Source organism: Paenibacillus sp. FSL R7-0302 (assembly GCF_038006885.1).
Lineage (GTDB): Bacteria > Bacillota > Bacilli > Paenibacillales > Paenibacillaceae > Paenibacillus_AQ.
The window spans coordinates 4,281,939-4,299,848 of sequence record NZ_JBBOWB010000001.1 but is presented as its reverse complement, the minus strand read 5'-3'; the positions used below and the strand labels follow the sequence as shown (position 1 = coordinate 4,299,848).

19 protein-coding genes are annotated in these 17,910 nt (G+C 53.6%); 7 read left to right on the top strand and 12 right to left on the bottom strand.

Features of this window, described 5'->3' with window-relative positions:
• Positions 1 to 17: 17 nt before the first annotated feature.
• Positions 18 to 695, top strand: a complete 678-nt coding sequence (locus tag MKY96_RS18700) for a response regulator transcription factor (protein ID WP_340942281.1) — start codon at positions 18 to 20, stop codon at positions 693 to 695.
• On the top strand, positions 692 to 2,050 hold the full coding sequence (locus MKY96_RS18695; RefSeq protein WP_340942279.1) for a HAMP domain-containing sensor histidine kinase: 1,359 nt from the start codon (positions 692 to 694) through the stop codon (positions 2,048 to 2,050). Before MKY96_RS18700 ends, MKY96_RS18695 begins: the two co-directional genes overlap by 4 nt.
• On the opposite strand, the gene MKY96_RS18690 is transcribed toward MKY96_RS18695, so the two are convergent.
• Positions 2,025 to 2,642 (bottom strand): TetR/AcrR family transcriptional regulator, encoded by a 618-nt coding sequence (locus MKY96_RS18690; RefSeq protein WP_340942275.1) that lies wholly within the window; start codon positions 2,640 to 2,642, stop codon positions 2,025 to 2,027. The genes MKY96_RS18695 and MKY96_RS18690 overlap by 26 nt on opposite strands.
• Positions 2,643 to 2,688: 46 nt before the next feature.
• The gene (locus tag MKY96_RS18685) at positions 2,689 to 3,879 is read right to left on the bottom strand and encodes a pectin acetylesterase-family hydrolase (protein WP_340942273.1); all 1,191 of its coding nucleotides are present in this window, start codon (positions 3,877 to 3,879) and stop codon (positions 2,689 to 2,691) included.
• Positions 3,880 to 4,046: 167 nt separating this feature from the next.
• Between MKY96_RS18685 and MKY96_RS18680 the strand changes: the two genes are divergently transcribed.
• Both MKY96_RS18680 and MKY96_RS18675 read left to right on the top strand, forming a co-directional pair.
• Entirely contained in the window at positions 4,047 to 4,397 is a 351-nt protein-coding gene (locus MKY96_RS18680; RefSeq protein WP_340942272.1) for a hypothetical protein, read from the top strand.
• A gap of 565 nt (positions 4,398 to 4,962) precedes the next feature.
• Positions 4,963 to 5,727: a phosphotransferase gene (locus MKY96_RS18675; protein ID WP_340942270.1), complete on the top strand. Its 765-nt coding sequence runs from the start codon at positions 4,963 to 4,965 to the stop codon at positions 5,725 to 5,727.
• A gap of 205 nt (positions 5,728 to 5,932) precedes the next feature.
• Here MKY96_RS18675 and MKY96_RS18670 read toward each other — a convergent pair whose 3' ends face one another.
• From MKY96_RS18670 to MKY96_RS18640, 7 genes are all read right to left on the bottom strand, one after another.
• A complete protein-coding gene (locus tag MKY96_RS18670) occupies positions 5,933 to 6,370 on the bottom strand; it encodes a DUF6843 domain-containing protein (RefSeq protein WP_340942268.1) in 438 nt (145 codons plus the stop codon).
• 259 nt (positions 6,371 to 6,629) lie between these two features.
• A complete protein-coding gene (locus tag MKY96_RS18665; RefSeq protein WP_340942266.1) occupies positions 6,630 to 7,760 on the bottom strand; it encodes a YheC/YheD family endospore coat-associated protein in 1,131 nt (376 codons plus the stop codon).
• Positions 7,742 to 8,260 carry an N-acetyltransferase gene (locus MKY96_RS18660; protein WP_340942265.1) on the bottom strand — a complete coding sequence of 173 codons (519 nt, stop codon included), beginning with the start codon at positions 8,258 to 8,260 and terminating at the stop codon, positions 7,742 to 7,744. Before MKY96_RS18660 ends, MKY96_RS18665 begins: the two co-directional genes overlap by 19 nt.
• A gap of 28 nt (positions 8,261 to 8,288) precedes the next feature.
• Positions 8,289 to 9,401 (bottom strand): YheC/YheD family endospore coat-associated protein, encoded by a 1,113-nt coding sequence (locus tag MKY96_RS18655; protein WP_340942264.1) that lies wholly within the window; start codon positions 9,399 to 9,401, stop codon positions 8,289 to 8,291.
• Entirely contained in the window at positions 9,398 to 10,771 is a 1,374-nt protein-coding gene (locus MKY96_RS18650) for a YheC/YheD family endospore coat-associated protein (RefSeq protein ID WP_340942263.1), read from the bottom strand. Before MKY96_RS18650 ends, MKY96_RS18655 begins: the two co-directional genes overlap by 4 nt.
• Positions 10,772 to 11,950, bottom strand: a complete 1,179-nt coding sequence (locus MKY96_RS18645; RefSeq protein ID WP_340942262.1) for a YheC/YheD family endospore coat-associated protein — start codon at positions 11,948 to 11,950, stop codon at positions 10,772 to 10,774. It lies immediately after the preceding gene.
• A 10-nt stretch (positions 11,951 to 11,960) separates the two neighbouring features.
• The gene (locus MKY96_RS18640) at positions 11,961 to 13,328 is read right to left on the bottom strand and encodes a YheC/YheD family endospore coat-associated protein (protein WP_340942261.1); all 1,368 of its coding nucleotides are present in this window, start codon (positions 13,326 to 13,328) and stop codon (positions 11,961 to 11,963) included.
• Positions 13,329 to 13,682: 354 nt separating this feature from the next.
• On the opposite strand from MKY96_RS18640, the gene MKY96_RS18635 reads away from it, so the two are divergent.
• Entirely contained in the window at positions 13,683 to 14,024 is a 342-nt protein-coding gene (locus MKY96_RS18635; RefSeq protein ID WP_340942260.1) for a YlbF family regulator, read from the top strand.
• 93 nt (positions 14,025 to 14,117) lie between these two features.
• Here the strand turns inward: MKY96_RS18635 and MKY96_RS18630 are convergent, their stop codons facing one another.
• A complete protein-coding gene (locus MKY96_RS18630; protein WP_340944636.1) occupies positions 14,118 to 14,699 on the bottom strand; it encodes a hypothetical protein in 582 nt (193 codons plus the stop codon).
• 178 nt (positions 14,700 to 14,877) lie between these two features.
• Between MKY96_RS18630 and MKY96_RS18625 the strand changes: the two genes are divergently transcribed.
• Entirely contained in the window at positions 14,878 to 15,162 is a 285-nt protein-coding gene (locus MKY96_RS18625; RefSeq protein ID WP_036721603.1) for a hypothetical protein, read from the top strand.
• Positions 15,163 to 15,469: 307 nt separating this feature from the next.
• Positions 15,470 to 16,804 (top strand): DRTGG domain-containing protein, encoded by a 1,335-nt coding sequence (locus tag MKY96_RS18620; RefSeq protein ID WP_340942257.1) that lies wholly within the window; start codon positions 15,470 to 15,472, stop codon positions 16,802 to 16,804.
• Between the two features lie 148 nt (positions 16,805 to 16,952).
• Here MKY96_RS18620 and MKY96_RS18615 read toward each other — a convergent pair whose 3' ends face one another.
• Together MKY96_RS18615 and MKY96_RS18610 are read right to left on the bottom strand one after the other, a co-directional pair.
• On the bottom strand, positions 16,953 to 17,255 hold the full coding sequence (locus tag MKY96_RS18615) for a YtpI family protein (protein WP_076082940.1): 303 nt from the start codon (positions 17,253 to 17,255) through the stop codon (positions 16,953 to 16,955).
• 106 nt (positions 17,256 to 17,361) lie between these two features.
• The gene (locus MKY96_RS18610; protein WP_340942256.1) at positions 17,362 to 17,865 is read right to left on the bottom strand and encodes a hypothetical protein; all 504 of its coding nucleotides are present in this window, start codon (positions 17,863 to 17,865) and stop codon (positions 17,362 to 17,364) included.
• Between the last annotated feature and the right edge of the window lie 45 nt (positions 17,866 to 17,910).

Sequence of the window (17,910 nt, the reverse complement as noted above, 5' to 3'; positions counted from 1 at the left end):
AAGAGAGAAGGATGATCGTGGCTACTATACTGATCGCGGATGATGATGACAATATCCGGAAGCTGATGTCTCTATATCTGCGCAAGGAAGGGTTCGGCCTCGAAGAAGCCGAGGATGGCAGCAAGGCGATGTCCATCATTGAGAACTCACATGTCGATCTTGTGATTCTGGATATTATGATGCCGGGACTGAACGGCTGGGAGCTGTGCCGGGAAATCCGGCGTTCGGATGCCAACCTGCCCCTTCTCATGGTGACGGCCAAAGCGGAATCGGCCCATAAAGTGAAAGGATTTCAGCTCGGAACGGACGATTACCTGACCAAGCCCTTTGATCCGGTTGAGCTGGTCATGCGGGTAAAAGCGCTGCTCAAACGCTCATTGGTTGTCACTTCCCAGTCCGTGCAGCTTGGCAATGTGGTGCTTAACCGCCGGACCTTTCAGGTTACACGCGGTGGAATGCCGGTCACGTTACCTTTGAAGGAATTTGATCTTCTGTTTTTGCTGGTCAGCCACCCCAGGCAGATCTTCACCAGAGAACAGCTGATTCAGCAAATCTGGGGACTCAATTATGAAGGAGACGGTCGGACTGTGGATGTGCATGTCAGCCGGCTGAGAGAGAAATTCAGTGGCAATGGCGAGGGTTTTCATATCGAAACCGCCCGCGGTCTGGGCTACCGCCTGATTCCTGAGTCATGATCAAGACACTGTATGTTCGGGTCATTCTCACATTTCTCGGCATTATTGTCTTTAGTCTGATCTGTTCCTTTTTCATCGGCTTGTATGTATTTCAGAAGCAAATAAGCTATGAGGGACAGAACGAGATGATTACAGTGGGCAGGGAGATCATTCACCGCTATGATGACGCCAGGCCTGAAGATACGGACGAGTTCCTGAATAGTATGGTTAAGGTATCAGCGCATCCTATCCATCTGTACGACCAGTCGGGGGAACATACTTTTTACGGGCTCGCGGATAGCCCGGCTGTTACCATCACTCCCGGGGCTGTCCGGCAAGTGTTGCAGGGGAAGGTCTATCGTTCTTCCACGGAAGATAATGATACGTTTATTGGAATGCCCTTTATGCTCAAGGGAGAGTGGCGTGCGATGTTCCTGCAGTACTCGGCCGAGAACGAACATATCGTCAACCGTCTGGTACTCTTTGTGCTGCTGCTCGTGCTTGTGCTGGGAAGCGGTTGTATTGTTGTGGCTGCCAGATACCTGGTGGAGCCGATCAAGGCTTTGACGAATGCCACCAGAAGACTGGCCAAGGGTGACTTTGAGGTAGATCTTAAGATGAACCGTGTAGACGAGATTGGAGAGCTGACACAGAGCTATGTGGAGATGGCGGGGGAATTGAAGCAGCTGGAGCAGATGAGGCAGGATTTCGTCTCTAATGTCTCCCATGAAATTCAGACACCGCTTACCTCCATTTCGGGTTTTGCCAAGGCACTGCAGAACAATGATTTGATTGCGGAAGAGGAGCGTAAGGACTATCTGGATATCATCATTGCGGAGAGTGGACGTCTGTCACGGCTGAGTGATAATCTGCTGAAGCTGGCTTCCCTGGATTCCGAGCATCACCCCTTCTCGGCAGTCTCCTTCCGGCTTGATGAGCAGATTAGAACCATCGTGGTGACCTGTGAGCCGCAATGGGCAGCCCGAAGCATCGTTATCGACCTGGAGCTGCCGGAAGCGGTCTATATCATTGGCGATGAAGATCAGCTGAAGCAGGTGTGGATGAATCTGCTGGGCAACAGCATCAAGTTCACGCCCGAAGGCGGGAAGATCCGCATCCGTATAGACCACAGTGCAGCAGAAGTTGCGGTCACGATCAGCGATAATGGCATCGGGATCTCCCCGGAAGAGTGGGGTGCCGTATTCCAAAGATTCTATACCATAGACAAGTCGCGGAATGGAAGGAATAACGGGAACGGTCTGGGACTGGCCATTGTCTCAAAAATCGTCTCCCTGCATCAGGGCAGTATTGAGCTGGACGGTGCGGCAAAAGAGGGAACAACGATTATCGTCAGGTTGCCCGCACGCCAGCCATAATGAAATCCTTGAATTGCCGGTCTGCTGCCCGGTCTTCCTCCGTAACGGAACCGCCCCGCTGATGAGACAGAATAACGGCTTTTTGTAAATACATGAAATACAGGTGGGTGGACTTCTGCAGAAGATCCAGCCACTTTTTTTGATACTCTGGAGCCACCGCTGCTGTCTCAAGGTTTATGTACCGGGAATACCAGACATCCATAGCTCTCTTGAAATCAGGCAGCTCCGCCGGATTCTTGGACAGGGTGCTGTAGTAGACTCCAAAAATGGCATCATAATAGATCAGTGCCTCGTGATGATCTTTTAATGCCAGATATTGATCCAGAATCTTCTCCAGGGATTGTACAGGCTGGGCAAAATCAAAATCAAACAGCAGCCTGCCAAACATCCGCTCCAGATTATCCACATAGAGCTTAGCAGCTAAGTCTTCCTTGTCCTTATAATGAAGGTACAACGTGCGGCGGGAGACACCGGCTTGTCCGGCGATCTGTGCCATATCCGTGCGTTCGATCCCCTGAGTACAGAATAGGCCCAGCGCGGCCTCCTTAATGAGCTCTTTGGTCATTTGCATTTGCTTTTCACGTAAATTCAATGATCTTCTCTCCTGTCTTCCTGCGAAAATACCGCTGCTGCAGGAGCTACTCCTGAGCAGGTGCTGACGTCCCCAAGAACTTGCTGCCTACCGAATAGCGCTTCTGCTGATTGACCGCATCCCCCAGCCACTTCACAAGCTTCACACCATCCTGCTCTGCCTGATAGAAGGTCTCCCGGGTGGAAAAAGTGTGCGGGGTTGTCCCGTTCTCAGCGTTCAGCCCGTAATCAGTCAGATAGTAATAATAATTAGGAACTGTGGCCGCTAGAGCTGCTACCGATTGCCGCATTTCCTCTGACCATTCCTTAATGAGCTTCTGGTCCAGTGGCCCGTTGTAATCGTTAATTTTGTTCTGGAAGTGGATCAGAATCTCATCATATACCGAGTAGGCTTGTAAAAGCACCGTGTCTGCAGGCAGCAGCCGGCCATCCGCGCGAAAAGCAGCCCCGATGATATCTGCCTCCGGCGCATACCCGAAGTTTGCAGTGAAATCCGAGTCCCATTCCTGCTTCATCACCTGCGGCCACTTGTCTGACTTCAGGAAGGAGCTGTCCGCATATTGGAAAATCTCAGAATCCCGGTAATGTGAAGCAATCTCGGGCGCCCAGAAGGCGGACCCGAATCCCCCGGCGCTCTCGCCTGCAATCAGCAGCTTCCCGGGCTTAGCCACGTTCGCATAGATCCAGTCAAGGCTGCTGCGCACATTAGTACGCCCGTTATACCGCATGGTGAAGGTGCTGCCGTCCTCCCGCGGATACGTAACGGTGCGGTTCCCAATGTGGAAGTCACCTGTTGAATAAGGGAGGTAGACCACATTCCAGCCGTGAAAAGGATTATCCGGGTTGTCCGTATCCATCATCCCGCCCAGCAAAGTCAGCATATAAAACGGAATGTCAGCGAAATAGTTGCCTGTATCTCCGCCTTTAATAAAGTTCATGAGCTTAATAGGATGGGCAGCGCTCCGGGCATCCCAGCTGACCCCGCCGCCGGAAAAAAAGATGATCCAGTTGTTGCTCTCACCAGTCTTAGTCCATATGAAATACTCTGATCCATCACTGGAAAGGGTATTCCCGCCCAGCTTGACCTTATTCCACTCGTAGGGCTTCACTTCCGTGATTACGGGAGTAGAGGTCACCGGCCGTTGGATTACGAAGGCGTAGACCGCAACAAGGGCAATGACAACAACGCTCAACAATCCAATACCCGTAAATATCGTGATTTTCTTCATTCTGCTCATCTCATCGCCCCCTTAATAGAAGTATACGTCTAGTTAACTCATTGCACAAGGTGTATACTTTTCCCCTGGCGTAATTCAGCTTACTCCTTAATTTTTGGTTTTTCATAAATTACGATATAATTATCCCTAAGATTACCAGTGGAATGATAAGGACCTGGAGGGATTGTATGACACTATCCAAATGCCTCAAGTTTTCAGTGACATTGTTATTTCTCTTAATGTTCAGTACAGCCTGCCAAAGTCATAAGGAGCTAAGAACAAGCGGCTATATTTCGTTAAATGAATTAGAGAGCTTAGTGGACAATGGAGCCGCACTGAATTGGAGCGATTTTGACAAGTATCCGTATGAGGATATCGGTTCAGGAGTGTATATCAGAAAGTACGAGATCGAAGGGGAAGGACAGTTGTTAGTTAGGGGAAAAAGTCTGGAAAATCTGCCTGAGCAAATTTCTGTGGTTGATGCAGAGGGTAAAGAGCGGGAATTTAATCCTGAGAATTTGAGTGAATCCCTTAAGTAAGTGAAAAGCTCAACGAAGGGCGATGAAAGATGAAAGCGTTACAAACGATACTCCAAGCCATTCTCTACGTACTGCTGGTTATTGGACTACACTTAATCCTAATTTATTTTTTAGAGATAAGAATGGAGAGATGGGGAACAGCACTATTAGAAGAAACCATTAGGGTGTACATCATACCGCTGATATTATGCAGTGTAAATGCTATTATAATTTCACGCAATCGGAGGATAAAGTACAAAATCAACTGGTTTTTAGTAACTATGTTATCAAGTCTACTACTTCTTTTATTCTTCACAGCCGTGCAGACTGACGGAGAGCCTTATGAGGGAGGGTTCGTAACTATTGAATTTTTCCCGAAGTATCAATTGGAGATGCTCTTTATTCTTCCTTGGAGTATCGCAATTATACAGTTTATCTTAACGCTCTATTATCTGTTTAAAATGAGAAAAGAGGATTAATATAGATCGGCAGGTGAATTAATGTGGAATCTCATATGCTCCTCGCTGCGCAAGGTTTAGCTGATGTACTAGGGCCAGGAAAGGTTCTTCATTTGAAGCAAGGGTCCATGACAGAAGACGAACGCGGGTGGTCTGGTGCGGAAGTGCGCCGCGTAGGAGTTACTTATGAAGAGGGTCAAAGGGGAAGTATGATCTTTAAAGAAGCGGCCTTGAAAGAACGCCTGGCGATGGAACGGTTAACTGACCAGGGACACCGGAACACGCCAGCAGCCTTTTCACCGGATATCGAGACAGATGAGCCTAAGTGGATGGCGATGGAGGACTTGGGGAGAATCAAGACACCTCCGCCTGGCCCAAATTGGACATCAAGGGTTGCAGAAGCACTGGCAAAAATCCATGCCCGTAATCTGCGTAGAGGTTCTGAGATGCCGTGGCTTCCCCACGCTGACCGTAAGTATTGGGAGGATTATTTCATTACGACATTGTCTGTGGACCATTTTGAAGCGCTCACTGGGCAAAACCCCGATTTTAGCCGGGAGTTTGGTGCTTATCTGCCATTACTGCGTGAGAAGGCTCACACTTTTGCACGTGATATGGCTTCTTTGTATGGTGAGAAGGACAGCCTGACTCTTACGCATGGGGATTTACAATCGGTGGATGGTTCACATGTCCATTATTATAAGGGAGAGCCTTATATTATTGATTTCGGCTTCTGCCATTACGCCCCTTTTTATATAGATCTGGTCGGTTATTTCAACCATGAGGATGCCAAAATGTATTACAACGAACTTATAGCAAACGGTGTCTCCCTCAGCTATGCTGATTTTTATGAAAGATTGAGGGCGGCCTTTCGTTACAGCGGGTTGATCTAGCTATACCCCAGTATCAGACAATGGTCTTCCGGGCCTACGGAATTAACGGGCAAGCGTCTGCTTCAGATGTTGAAAATTATACTTACCGGCGAATTCCCTGAACGTAAGATTGATTATTCCAGCCAGCTTTTCTCAAAGCTGCTTAAGGAACATAATAGCGGTATACTTCATCTATGCAGTCATGCGGATTAAACTCCTTATTTCATTAGTTTATCAGGATAACCAGGAACGGGAGTGTTTTAAGCTCAGCTTCTGTTCCTATAAAAAAACTCTCCACCGTAGGCCCCTCGATTTTACCGGAACTGCTAACCGACTCGCCGTCTCCTATAGTGTGGCCATGGATCATTTGATCGACTTCTAATTTTTGCTGCTTATTTTGTTCATCATAGTAGTAAAATTCTTTGAAAGATATCCCATATTCAACATCTGGAGCGGATGTTTTTAATACTCCAGATTCAGGAATGGTAAAAATGTTTCTCCCATTATCCTGTTTGATAGCGTTAAACCCCTCTTGATTATAAATAATCTGTACCCAGCCCACATAATTATTTGGAATAAGATATGTATTTAGATTGCTTTTATTAGAGTTGCAGGATGCAAGGAGCAGCACCAAAGGAACGAATAGTAATAGTAACTTTTTCATGTGCTATAACCTCCGTGAATTTAAATTGAAATATGTAGCCTGCGAAGGATGTAACATCACAATACAATATAGATATCATAAGGGGGTCAAATTATAAAAAAGTAAAGTCGGGTGTTGACTGGAACTAGAGAAATGAGCTGCTCCGGATGCCGCATCAGTATAGTAGGGCTCAATATTCCAGTACGAATCGTCAAGTTGATAGCGGAAAAGACAGCCGCTCTCCACAAGGCAGGGACGGCTGTCTTATCTATATATTACCCTACTCCTCAACCACCTTAGACGAACTAGGCGTGTTCTTATTCTTATACACCCACATCGCGTACTCCAGCGGGCGGACCAGCGCTTTGCGGTAGGTGCTGTTGTCGCCGGAGCGGGCGAAGACCTCGCGGGCGGGCTTAGGGTTGACTTCCAGCACGTAGATCCGGCCCTCGCGGTCAATGGCCAGATCCAGGGCCAGCTCGCAGAGGGCGCCGAAGCTGTCTTCGAGATAGGCGGCTGCCTCGATCCCCAGCTTCTCGGCAGCGCGCATGGCCTTGTCGGCCCGATCTTCGCTGCCGAGCCACTGCTTCAGCAGCGTCTCGGCCTTCATGGCATGCCCGCCGCCATGAAGGTTCGAGGTGACGCTGCGGGCGGCGCCCACCCGGCCGGCCATGCCGGTGAACTCCCAGTCGCCCTGGCCGTTCTTCTGCACCAGCATCCGGTAATCGTGGAACCGGCCGCTGGGCAGCCGCAGCGGGATGCCCTGCTGCACGAGAAATTTACCGCTGATGCACCATTGGCGGACGATGGTCTCCAGCCGGTTCAGCGACACCTTGCGCGGGGCGATGATCTGGCGGCTCTGGCGGCGTCCCTGGATATCGAAGAGGGACTTGCCTTCACGCTGGCGTTCGATCCGCAGGATGCCGCGCCCCCCGGTGCCGTTAATCGGCTTGACGTAGACGACGGGGCTTACTTTCAGCATCCGGTGCAGATCGGCAGAGGACTGGTAGAGCAGCGTCTCCGGCATATGGGTCCGGAAGCGGCTCCGCTGGGAGAAGGTCTGATGCACTGTCCATTTATTGCGCAGCGGGCGGTTCAGGAAGGTCAGATGGTCGTACCGCGCACGGAAGCGCAGCAGCTGCTGGAAGCGCTGGCTGCGCTGAATCCGGCAGCGGTCATAGATCATATTCGGGAAGGAGCGCCATTTGCGCGACCATACTCCGCTTTTGACATCATAGACCATGGCATTGATCAGGTCCTTGCTGACATGTACATCTGCCGGGGTGAACACAAAGACATCCAATCCAATCCGGCTGCCTTCGATAATCATCCTCCGGTATACACTCTTCTCTTCGAGCTGCTTGGCGTCGTTCATATACAGGGTGAGGATGCCTAGGACGGGCTCTGGCACAGGAGTTCACCTCCTTGCGGGAGAATGGCGGGATCAACTTCGCTCCTCGGGGAACGCAAGAGCAGGGTGGGCTTGCCTGTAGGTCCGGTGACCAGATCAACAGCGGAAAGGCCGATGTTGAAGCACATCTTGAGGCTGGCTGCATTGTCGCAGGCGACTTGGCATTCCAGCTGCCCGAGGCGCTCCAGCTGTGCAGCAAGCAGGGCTGTGCCCGTATGCCTGTTCCGGTACAGGGGATGGACGGCGACTACACAGGCCTCCTTGCCGAAGCCGGACACGAAGCTGACGCCTGCGAGCTGGCGGCCGTTCTGACCCCGCACCGTGGCAACGAGCAGGGAGACCCCCGGCAGGGCGAGCTGATCCGTTGTCAGCCGGGCCAGCCTCCTGCATCCGCGAAGTGTAATCCGCTGCTCCCCATACTCCCTCAGGAACTCAAGCAATCCGTTTCGCCTGGATTCCCACTGTACGGGATTGCTGTCGTAGAGTGAGGATATCTGCATGGTGTCACTTCCTTTGACGGGTAATGGATTATTTGGATTGTCGGGACAGATGATTGCCGTATTGGAAAATGCGTTCGAGCGACAGCTTGCGGATGGCCGGCTCGTCGAATTTCATCGGGCGGGAATTGGCTTCAAAAAACCATACTCCGCCTTCTTCATCGACCCCGAGGTCCATCGACATCTCGCCCAGCATGCTGGATGAAGCCCGCTCAATCTGCCGGGCCACCAGCAGCGCCGTGGTAGAGACATTCTTCAGGATAACCTCTGCCTGCTCGGGCCCGAAGGTTCCCTCCAGCATGCTGGAGGGGTCTTCAATGCTGCCGCCGCGCGGCACATGGGTGGTGATGCTGCGGGCCCCGGCCAGCCGGGCGCCGATGCCGGTTACCGCCCAGGCGCCCCGGCCGTTCTTCTGCAGCAGCACCCGCAGATCGAAGGGGCGGCCGCGGTGTCCGGCAAGCACGATGGCTTGCTGGACAATATAGCGGGCGGACCCTTTTTCCCGGCCGATCCGGGCCCATAGCCGTTCGACAGACGCGGCTTTGTAAGTGGTGTTTTTTTTGCCGCTCTGAATCTGCAGCCGGTAGGGAAGGAGAGTGTCCGGCCGGTATCCCAGCCGCATGATGCCTTTGCCCGCCTTGCCCTTCTCCGGCTTGAGATAGAGGCTCTCGTGATTTTTCAGCATCGCGGTAAGGGTCGCTGCGCTGCGCAGGCGCCGGGTTTTGGGCACATGCCTCGAGGTTGCTTTGGATTCCTTGAGCCACTCGAAGAGATTCCATTTATTGAAAAAGCTCGGATTGTACAGTGAGATTTCGGGATGCTCCAGACACTCGGCAATTTTGCGCGCGACCGGTGCCTTCTCCTCCTCCTCGCGGTTGGGAATCCGGTTATAGATGACCTGCGGCAGCGGAACAGGAATGGCATACCAGAGCCTTCCGCTGGCGGAGGGCACGTAGCCGGTCACGGTCTGTTCATTCAGCTTCAGGTCACGGACCGTGATGACATAGACCATATAGCCCATTTCTCTGCCAGTACGGATAATGTCGCGAAAGTTATTGCGGTTACCGCGGAACTGCTTAAGCCGGTCACTGGTGGTCAGAATGGCGATTACGGGCTTGCTGGGATCGGGTATCCGGCTGTTCACAAGTCATCCCTCCTGCGGAATTTGCTGAGATACAGACAATGCTCCAGGATGTGCTCAATGGAAGCTTTGCCCTCAGCGCGCAGGGAGGGGTGGCGGAAGATAGAGCGTCCCGGTTTGGCATTGGCCTCGAACATCCAGATATCCTCATCCTGGTCAATGCCGAGGTCGAACCCGATCTCGCCGAGCAGATGGCGGTGCTGGATCTCCAGAGATTCTGCCAGCTTGACGGCAGTGGTCTTGGCGCGCTGGAGGACTTCATCTGATCTGGCCCCGAACACACGGCCGAGGGCCTGCTGCGGGGTCAATAGCGCTCCGCCGTTCTTCAGATGGGTGGTGACACTGCCCCGTCCGGCTTTTTTGGCCCCGATTCCGACGACGACCCATTGATTGCTGCCGTTCTTGTGCATGTGGAAGCGGAAATCAATCGGGCAGTTGTCAATCTCAATAAGGCGGATACCCTGCTGGACCACATAGTTCTGCATGCTCTGCCCATGGCGTCCCCGCAGCATACGCATCAGGCTGTCGAAGCTGGTGAAGCGCAGCAGCACATTCTTGCCGTTCCTGCGGTACCGGGCGAAATACCCTTTTTTCGGCAGGTAGGTCAGGCGGTAGATGCCGTGTCCCAGGCTGCCGGCCGAGGGTTTGTAATAGACGAAGTGGTGACGGTCGAGCATATCCCGCATTTGTTCGGAGCTGGGGTTACTGTGCGTTTCAGGCACGAAGCGGTTCGCTGCCCCGTCATTCTCCAGCAGCCGGTAGACATCCGATTTGTTGAAGAAGCTCCAGTTGAAGTACGGAATCTTCTTGCGTCCGAAGCGCTCGCGCAGCTGGTTGATGTAAGGGGAGGTCTCAGCTCTGCGGCTGGGCAGGCGGTTATAGACTACATCCGGCAGGGGCACCAGCTTGCGCTCGAAGCGGCCGGTTGCCGTCAGGAAATATCCGTTGACCTGTTCCTGCTGCCAGTCGATATCGCGCGGCATGAAGGCGAAAATGTAGCATTTGTTGCTGCCTTCGCGCAGCAGCTGCTTGATGAAGCCGGTGCGGGAGCCGAAGGGCTGCGCAGCAGAAGAGGGGCCGTCTGAGAGCACACCGACCAGCGGTCCGAGCTGCACCTCGTCATTCTGCAGATTGCGCAGGTAGATGCCGCCGGACTTCGGGACCTTGATGGCGCTTTTGACGCCCGAGGCCAGGAAGAGGTGCTTGCCGGCACGCTTGATCGGTTTGATCGTGGCCGGAATGGCATCTTTTCCGAGGCGCAGGCGGATATTTTTCTTGCCGGATAATTTCAGGCTTCTCATCAGTTCACCCGAGACATATACTACTCGATCAGGCTGCTTGGTGAAATGTACATTGCAAAAAGTGAGACCCATTTATGAATCCTCCTTTGGAACCATAGATATCATTCTCCCGTGTGAACGGAGCTGCCCGGGAGGCAGCTTGTGATGGCTGCTTGAGGTAAGCAGCAGATGGCGCGCATAGCGCAGCGGGTTCTCGGCGGCGAGTCTAGCAGCCCGGCGGTCGCCCGTCAGCCGGAACACCGTGCGCCCTGGCTTGGAATTGGCTTCCAGCAGATAGATTCTTCCTCCGGCATCGATACCAAAATCCAGGCCCAGCTCTCCGAGTCTGCCGCAGGATTCTTCCAGCAGCGGAGGCAGGAGCGCAGACGCCAGGGTCAGCTCCTCCAGCAGGTCTCTTCCTCCCGCGCCGTATTCGTCCAGCAGGAAGGGGAGAGCAGGAACGGCCGTGCCTCCTCCGTGCAGATTGGAGGTCAGTGATCCCCGGGTGCCGAGCCGGACGGCCATGCCGGTCAGGGTCCAGGCACCAGTGCCGTTCTTCTGCATCAGAACACGTACATCGAACGGCTGTCCTTCACTGCCGGTGAGATGCAGGTAAGGCTGTATGATATAGCGGTGCTGGCCGATGAAGCGGCCGATCCATTCCAGACCTTCGTCCAGCGTACCGAAAACATATTGAAAAGGTTTGTTATCCCGGTCTCTGCCCCGCACCTTCACTCCGCCGCCTTCGCTTCTGCCGAGCAGTACAGCGTGCAGGGTGCGCTTGCCGTGGGAGCCGGTCCGGGGCTTCAGAAAGACGCCGTATTCCCTTCCGGCGAGCATATTGCCAAGCACTTCGCGGCTGCTGTATAGCTCAGTTTCCGGCAGCAGGGGGGCGGCAGCGGGGCTGCGCCGCAGAATCTCGTAGACTCCCCATTTATCAGGAAGCCCGCGTGACCAGGGCAGACAGCGGGTCAATACAGACAGGGCAGCCGCTGCTGCTCTTTTCTCCTCCGGTGTCCGGTAGAAGCAGCGGTTATAGAGAATGTCGGGCGCCGGAGCCTGCACAGGCTCCCATTGTCCGTTCTGCCACTCATATCCGCGGACATAGGAGCCGTCTGCAGCCACACCCTCCGGATGAAAGATCAGGACCTTCAACTCATACAGCGGGGCCGCACGGCAGAGATGACTGCAGAACTCCGGCTCTGCGATGGGAGGAATCCCGTGGCGACGGCCTGTCATAATGCCAAGGAACCCCATTGCTGTTGTGGTCATGATGTCCTCCTTATAACCCGGCCAGATAACGGCAGTATAGAATCATTTGTTTGACTGAGGGTCTGATTTTCTGATCATTCAGGGGGGTGTTGTCGTTCTTGGACGGCTTGGAGTTGACCTCCAGCAGCCAGATCCGGCCGGATTGGTCAAGTGCGAGGTCGATGCCGAGTTCCCCGAAATGGGCGGGAATGTAGGTCTCAACCCCTCTTGCAATGGCCAGCGCTGCTCTGGGCAGCTGAATCTGGGTGCTCTCTTTGACACCGGCCGGAAGACTGCTTTTGCTGACGGCCTCCTTGACTGTACTGAGCGTACCGCCACGGGCAAGATTGGAGACGAAATGATTACTTCCGGCGGTCCGGGCCACGATGGAGGTGACGCCCCATTTGCCGGTGCCGTTCTTCTGTACCAGTGCCCGGAAATCGACCGGCCGCCGTCCAAGCTCCATCAGGGAGAGACCCTGCTGGATCTGGAAGCGGGTGGTTTTCATCTTGGGGGCAATGGACTGAAATAGCTTCGCCAGGCTGGAATAGCTCTGCTTGCGTGTACCCATCGGAGTGGTGGACAGCAGCCGGTAGCCGCCGCCTTCCTCCTTGGAAATGCGCAGAATGCCCTTGCCCAGGCTGCCGCGTACCGGCTTCAGGAACACGCTGGGGTAGCTGCTGCACATTTTTTTGAGTATGGCGAAGCCGTTCAGGGCATGCGATTCGGGCAAGTACCGCTGCAGGGCGGGGTCCAGAGCCAGCGCCTCGAATACCTCTGTCTTGTCTAGGAACTTTTCGTTGAAGAAGTGAGTTCCGTAGCGGGATTTTACATCTGCCAAAAAATGCTGTACGCTAGGTTTATTCTCTACCTTTCGCGTGGTCAGCCGATTGTTGATCACATCGGCAACAGGAAGACTCAGCTTCCGCCAGCCCTCATCGTAGACCCAGCCCTGGATGGTAGTGGTGCGTGATTCCAGCGCTTCCGGGGTGAAGAAATAGACATAAGCGCCTTGTGCATGGCAGGCATGAGTCAGCTCCCGGCAGAACATGGTGATCTGGCCGAAGACCCGCTCCGGCTGTTCGGGATGGTCCCGGCTCACCAGGACGCCAATCATCGGCCCCAGACGCAGAATGCGGCTGCCGGTGCTGTAGGAAGCGTTAAGCGTCAAGCGCTGTCTTAAGCCAAGCCGCCGGGCGAGTGCCTCGCTAACGCGCAGACTGTCGGATTTGGGAACAGGAATTACGGTAACCTCCTGCCGGAAAGAGCCGAAGTTCAGCTGAATGGTTCCGTGCGCCGGTATTTTGAGCCTCTTCATGGATTTGTCGCCTAGCATTACAGCATTTTCCTGCAGGATGCCCGAGTGGACCGTTTGAACCGGGATCTTTAGCTTAGACATCGTGAATCTCCTTCCGGTAGGCAAGCATGGTGCCGGCAATATGAATCTTGAGGGTTACATATCATTCATCATATGGAGACATCTGACCCTTGGTGATTGACCTATTCCCGAAAAAGCCGTGCCGGGCGGATTAATATCGCCGGTAGCCAGGGGGCTGGCAGGCGCGCCCTGGACCGGAGGGCGGGAGCACAGAAGGAAGTAGGCTTGCCCGGTCGGAACTTGCGCGGCTGTCAAATTTGGGCGCAGACAGCCCCCGGGGCTGGCTGCTGAACAGGCATAGATCCGCTGCCTGCTGAATGAGCGGGGGCTTTGGAAGCGAAGCAGAGACGAACATTATTTGGAGGAGGAAATAGAATGAACGTGATTGACAAGGCGCATGAATTGGCGCGTGCCATTAAAGACAGCAGTGAGGTATCTGATATTACCAGTGCAATGAAGGTGATCGAAGCAGATCCGGAGAGCAAGGCGATGCTCGACAACTTCCGCCAGAGCCAGATTGAGCTGCAGCAGCGGATGATGAGCGGGGACATGCCTCCACAGGAGGACATGGAGAAGATGGAGAAGCTCTTTGAGGTGCTTAACCTGAACCTGGGCATCCGCCGTCTGTTCGACGCAGAACGCCGCCTCAGTGTAGTCATCGAAGATGTGAACAAAATCATCACAGACAGCCTGTCCCAAATGTACGGCGCACAATAAGCACCGGCAGCGCATCGGGGATACTCTCTGATACAGAAAAAGGGTGATTTCAGGGCCATACGGCTCTGGAATCACCCTTTTATTAACACTTCGTTAATCCTGCTTGCCCTCTACCAGACACAGTAGAATAGTAGCGGCCATCCCGAGACGGCGGTCCAGCTTGCCGTGGGTGTCCTTTGAGAAATCGGCAGTGATTTTGGTGACAAACGGGTTGAAGCTGTACCGGAAGGCAGGAATCACCATTCCCCCGATCTCCAAGTTATATTTCAGCGGAATGATGGCAACCGCACGGCGCAGCAAAGCGAGCAAGGCGTTATCCTCCTTAATGGTGCCTATCTCGTTATCCTGCGTGTCCAGGATGGCCCATTCGTCCTTGATGAGAGACTTCAGGCCTTTGCGGCGGAGTGCGCCCACCGTTTCACCGGTCTCCATATCATACACATCATAGGTTGAGCTGATATCAAGAATCTTGCGCGCTTTGATCCGCAGCAGCTCCCTCCCCATTGTCTCGTCAGGGTACAGTGTAATGTCCTCTCTCAGCCGGAACGCTTTCATTTCCGAGAACAGCAGCAGCTCACCCGAATCACCCAAGATATGTAGCTTTCCGCCCGGCGCAGAGAATATTTTTTTGCGGGCGATGTACCGGGTCTGGTTATAAATGGGATTCAAGGTCATTCCCTCCTTCGCTATATAACATCTCATACCCGAGCCATGCAGGATAGAATCTGCTAACAAGGTGGGATCAGCCTGCTGAAAAATTACGCAGCTTGTCTCATATTTCAGGCCGCAGGTTCATAGAATAGAGATATAGATTCATTCTAACAATCCTGTAGAGCGAAGGAGCGGTCCTGCAATGAGAAAAAGAAGTAAATTCAAACATTCCGTGTATCTGCTGGTTGCCCTGGCCATGCTGTTATACGCGCTGCCGAAGCTGTCTTTTCAGAATGGTTCCGGCTGGGTGCTGGGCTTCGGTCTGGTCTGGTGTGTCTTCGCGTTCCTGGTTATTGCCTCACATCTGCATTTTATTATCGGAGTGGATGAAGAGAAGCAGAAGCGCCTGGATGCCGTCCGCAAGGCCAAGCTTGCACAGTGGCAGGGCCAGTGGAACGAAGAAGGCCGGGTGTCGCAGAGATCATAGTTCCGGGATTAAGCTAACGGTGCAAAAGTACCCCCTGTTTGCCTGTGCGGCGGACTGGGGGTTACCTGTGCATGCCACTCCTGCCGGAAGTAAGGTGTGCGGTGTTATATATATATTCCCGGCTGTACTCATTGATGTCAATCCTGGGAAGGCCCGTTCTTTCCACATATCTCCCATACATTTATAGCTGCTTGTCATAGAGCTGTCATAACTTTTGAAAGATACAGTGTAACCTGTTGTACTCCGGTGTGCCCAGCATGTATAATGGGTACAGAATAGTACAGATCGGGGTATGGGGGTGTAACAGTTGGAAGGTCAAGGCGATAATATCACAAAGCATGAACAACTGCTGCAGCACATTGAAAGTCTGAAGGTGGGAACCAAGATCTCCGTCCGCAAGCTGGCGAAGGAGATGGGGGTCAGCGAAGGTACGGCTTACCGTGCAGTGAAGGAAGCGGAGAACCTGGGAATCGTCATCACCAAGGAACGGATTGGCACGGTCCGGGTGGAGAAGAAGCCGCGCAATATTTCCGAACAGCTTACCTTCGCGGATGTAGTGGATATCGTCGAGGGGCATGTGCTTGGCGGAGCAGAGGGGCTGAACAAGCATCTTCATAAATATGTGATCGGTGCGATGAAGGTCGATGCCATGATCCGGTACATCGATGCGGACAGTCTGCTGATCGTAGGGAACCGCGATGATGTGCACTCGCTTGCACTGGAGCAGGGGGCAGGCGTCCTTGTAACGGGGGGCTTCGGCACCAGCCGCGAGGTCAAAGCGCTGGCCGATGCGCTGGACCTGCCGGTCATCTCGTCCAGACATGATACGTTTACGGTGGCTTCGATGATTAACCGCGCGATCTTTGACCGGCTGATCAAGAAGAAGATTATGCTGGTCGAGGATATCGTGGAGGGCAAGCTGCGCCTGAATACACTCAAAATCTCCAGCACCGTAGGAGAGCTGCGTGAACTGTCGCAGGCCAGCGGCGAGCAGCGGTTCCCGGTCACGGATGAGTGGAACCGGGTCATCGGGATAATAGGCCGGCGTGATGTGGAGGATCTCAGCGAAGGGCAAATTATTGAGAAGGCGATGGTGCGCAGTCCGGTCACCGCTGCACTCCAGACCTCGCTGGCTTCGGCGGCGCAGATTATGATGTGGGAGGGGATCGATTTTCTGCCCATTGTGGACCGCAACCGCAAGCTGGTAGGGTCGGTCACCCGGCGTGAAGTGTTGCAGAGCCTGCGCGACGCCAGCAATCAGCCGCAGCTTGGAGAGACGTTCGATCATCTGATCTGGAACGGGTTCGCGGATGAGCGGGATGAGGAGGGGAGATTATTCTTCCACGGCTTCATTACCCCGCAGATGGCAACTGATCTGGGGACGATCTCGGAAGGGGTTCTGTCCACCCTGATGACCCTGTCCGCCTTCAAAGCAGCCAAGGACATCACCGGGAACGACTATGTACTGGACAATATGTCAACCTATTTCATCCGTCCGGTACAGATCGAGCATTCCATCACCGTCATGCCGAAGCTGCTGGAGATCAGCCGCCGCACCTGCAAGCTGGAGATCGAGATCAGCTATATGGATACCATTGTAGCCAAGGCTGTTCTGATGCTCCAGTCGATTGACCATGGGTAGCGGGATAAGCGGGTAATGCTGGGTGAATAACGATGAGAGTGACGATGAACGAGGATTCATTTTCGGAAAAATATTAATTAGACCAGGGCTGTCCTGCAGGCGATCAGGAGGGGCAACTGGTCTATTTGTATGAGCGGCGGCTGAACCCTCAGCTTCCGCTGCGCATCCGGCTGTAGTAGCTGAAGCTGCGCAGTCCCGAGAAGATATTGAACAGGCCCAGCAGCAGAAAAGCAGCCTCAATGACCACGTTAAGCGTCGAGCCGCGGAAGATGAACATCGACATGAGTGAAAGCGTGACCAGCATTCCGCCCAGCAGCATATTCATGATCGAGCGCCTGGTGCCTTGTATGAGCGGGTCGGCGGTTCTGCGGGAAGAGATGCTGTACGCGGCGGCGCATACCATGAAGATAACGAGCAGGGCAAACAGCAGATACTTAATGAACATAATCATGAACGGACAGCTCCTTTGTGGAAGACCGGGCAGTCAGCGTAGCCTCAGCCGGGCACTCTGTATCCTGTGATTGTGATTTGTCCACTATTGTATCATGATTTGCGCCTCAGCTGCGCTTATAAGGGCTGATTTCCACCCAGATTTGCAGCACGCCCTCCATCACCAGCATGGTGCGGATTTTGACGGTGTATTCCTTCTCGCGGGCCAGATAGATTTTGCTGTCCAGCAGCAGGCGCGCCAGCTTGCCGTCGGAATCGATATCGAACATGCTGCGCCCGCGCAGCGGCTCCAGATCGCCCGAAAGCTTGCTGAGGACCTCCTTGGCTATCACCGGGTCCAGTGTCGCCGTATTGTCCTTGACCTTGCTGCCCTCGGTACGCACCTTAATCTCACGGATGACGGTGGAGGTGTTGTTGTATTTTTTGAGCGTCAGAATGTCTTTCCGGTTCTGTTCAATCTCCAGCCGTAGAGCCTGGTTATTGACCCAGAGTATGTTATAGCCCATATGATAAATGGCGTTGTACAGGGCGGCTCCCACAATCATCCCCAGCACAAACACAGCAGCAATCTGCGAGAAACGGCGGTAGCGGTCAAACGGCGGAAGTCGCATGTATCTTTTCACCCCTTGATCTATAGGCATTTGGTTGGAGGCGTG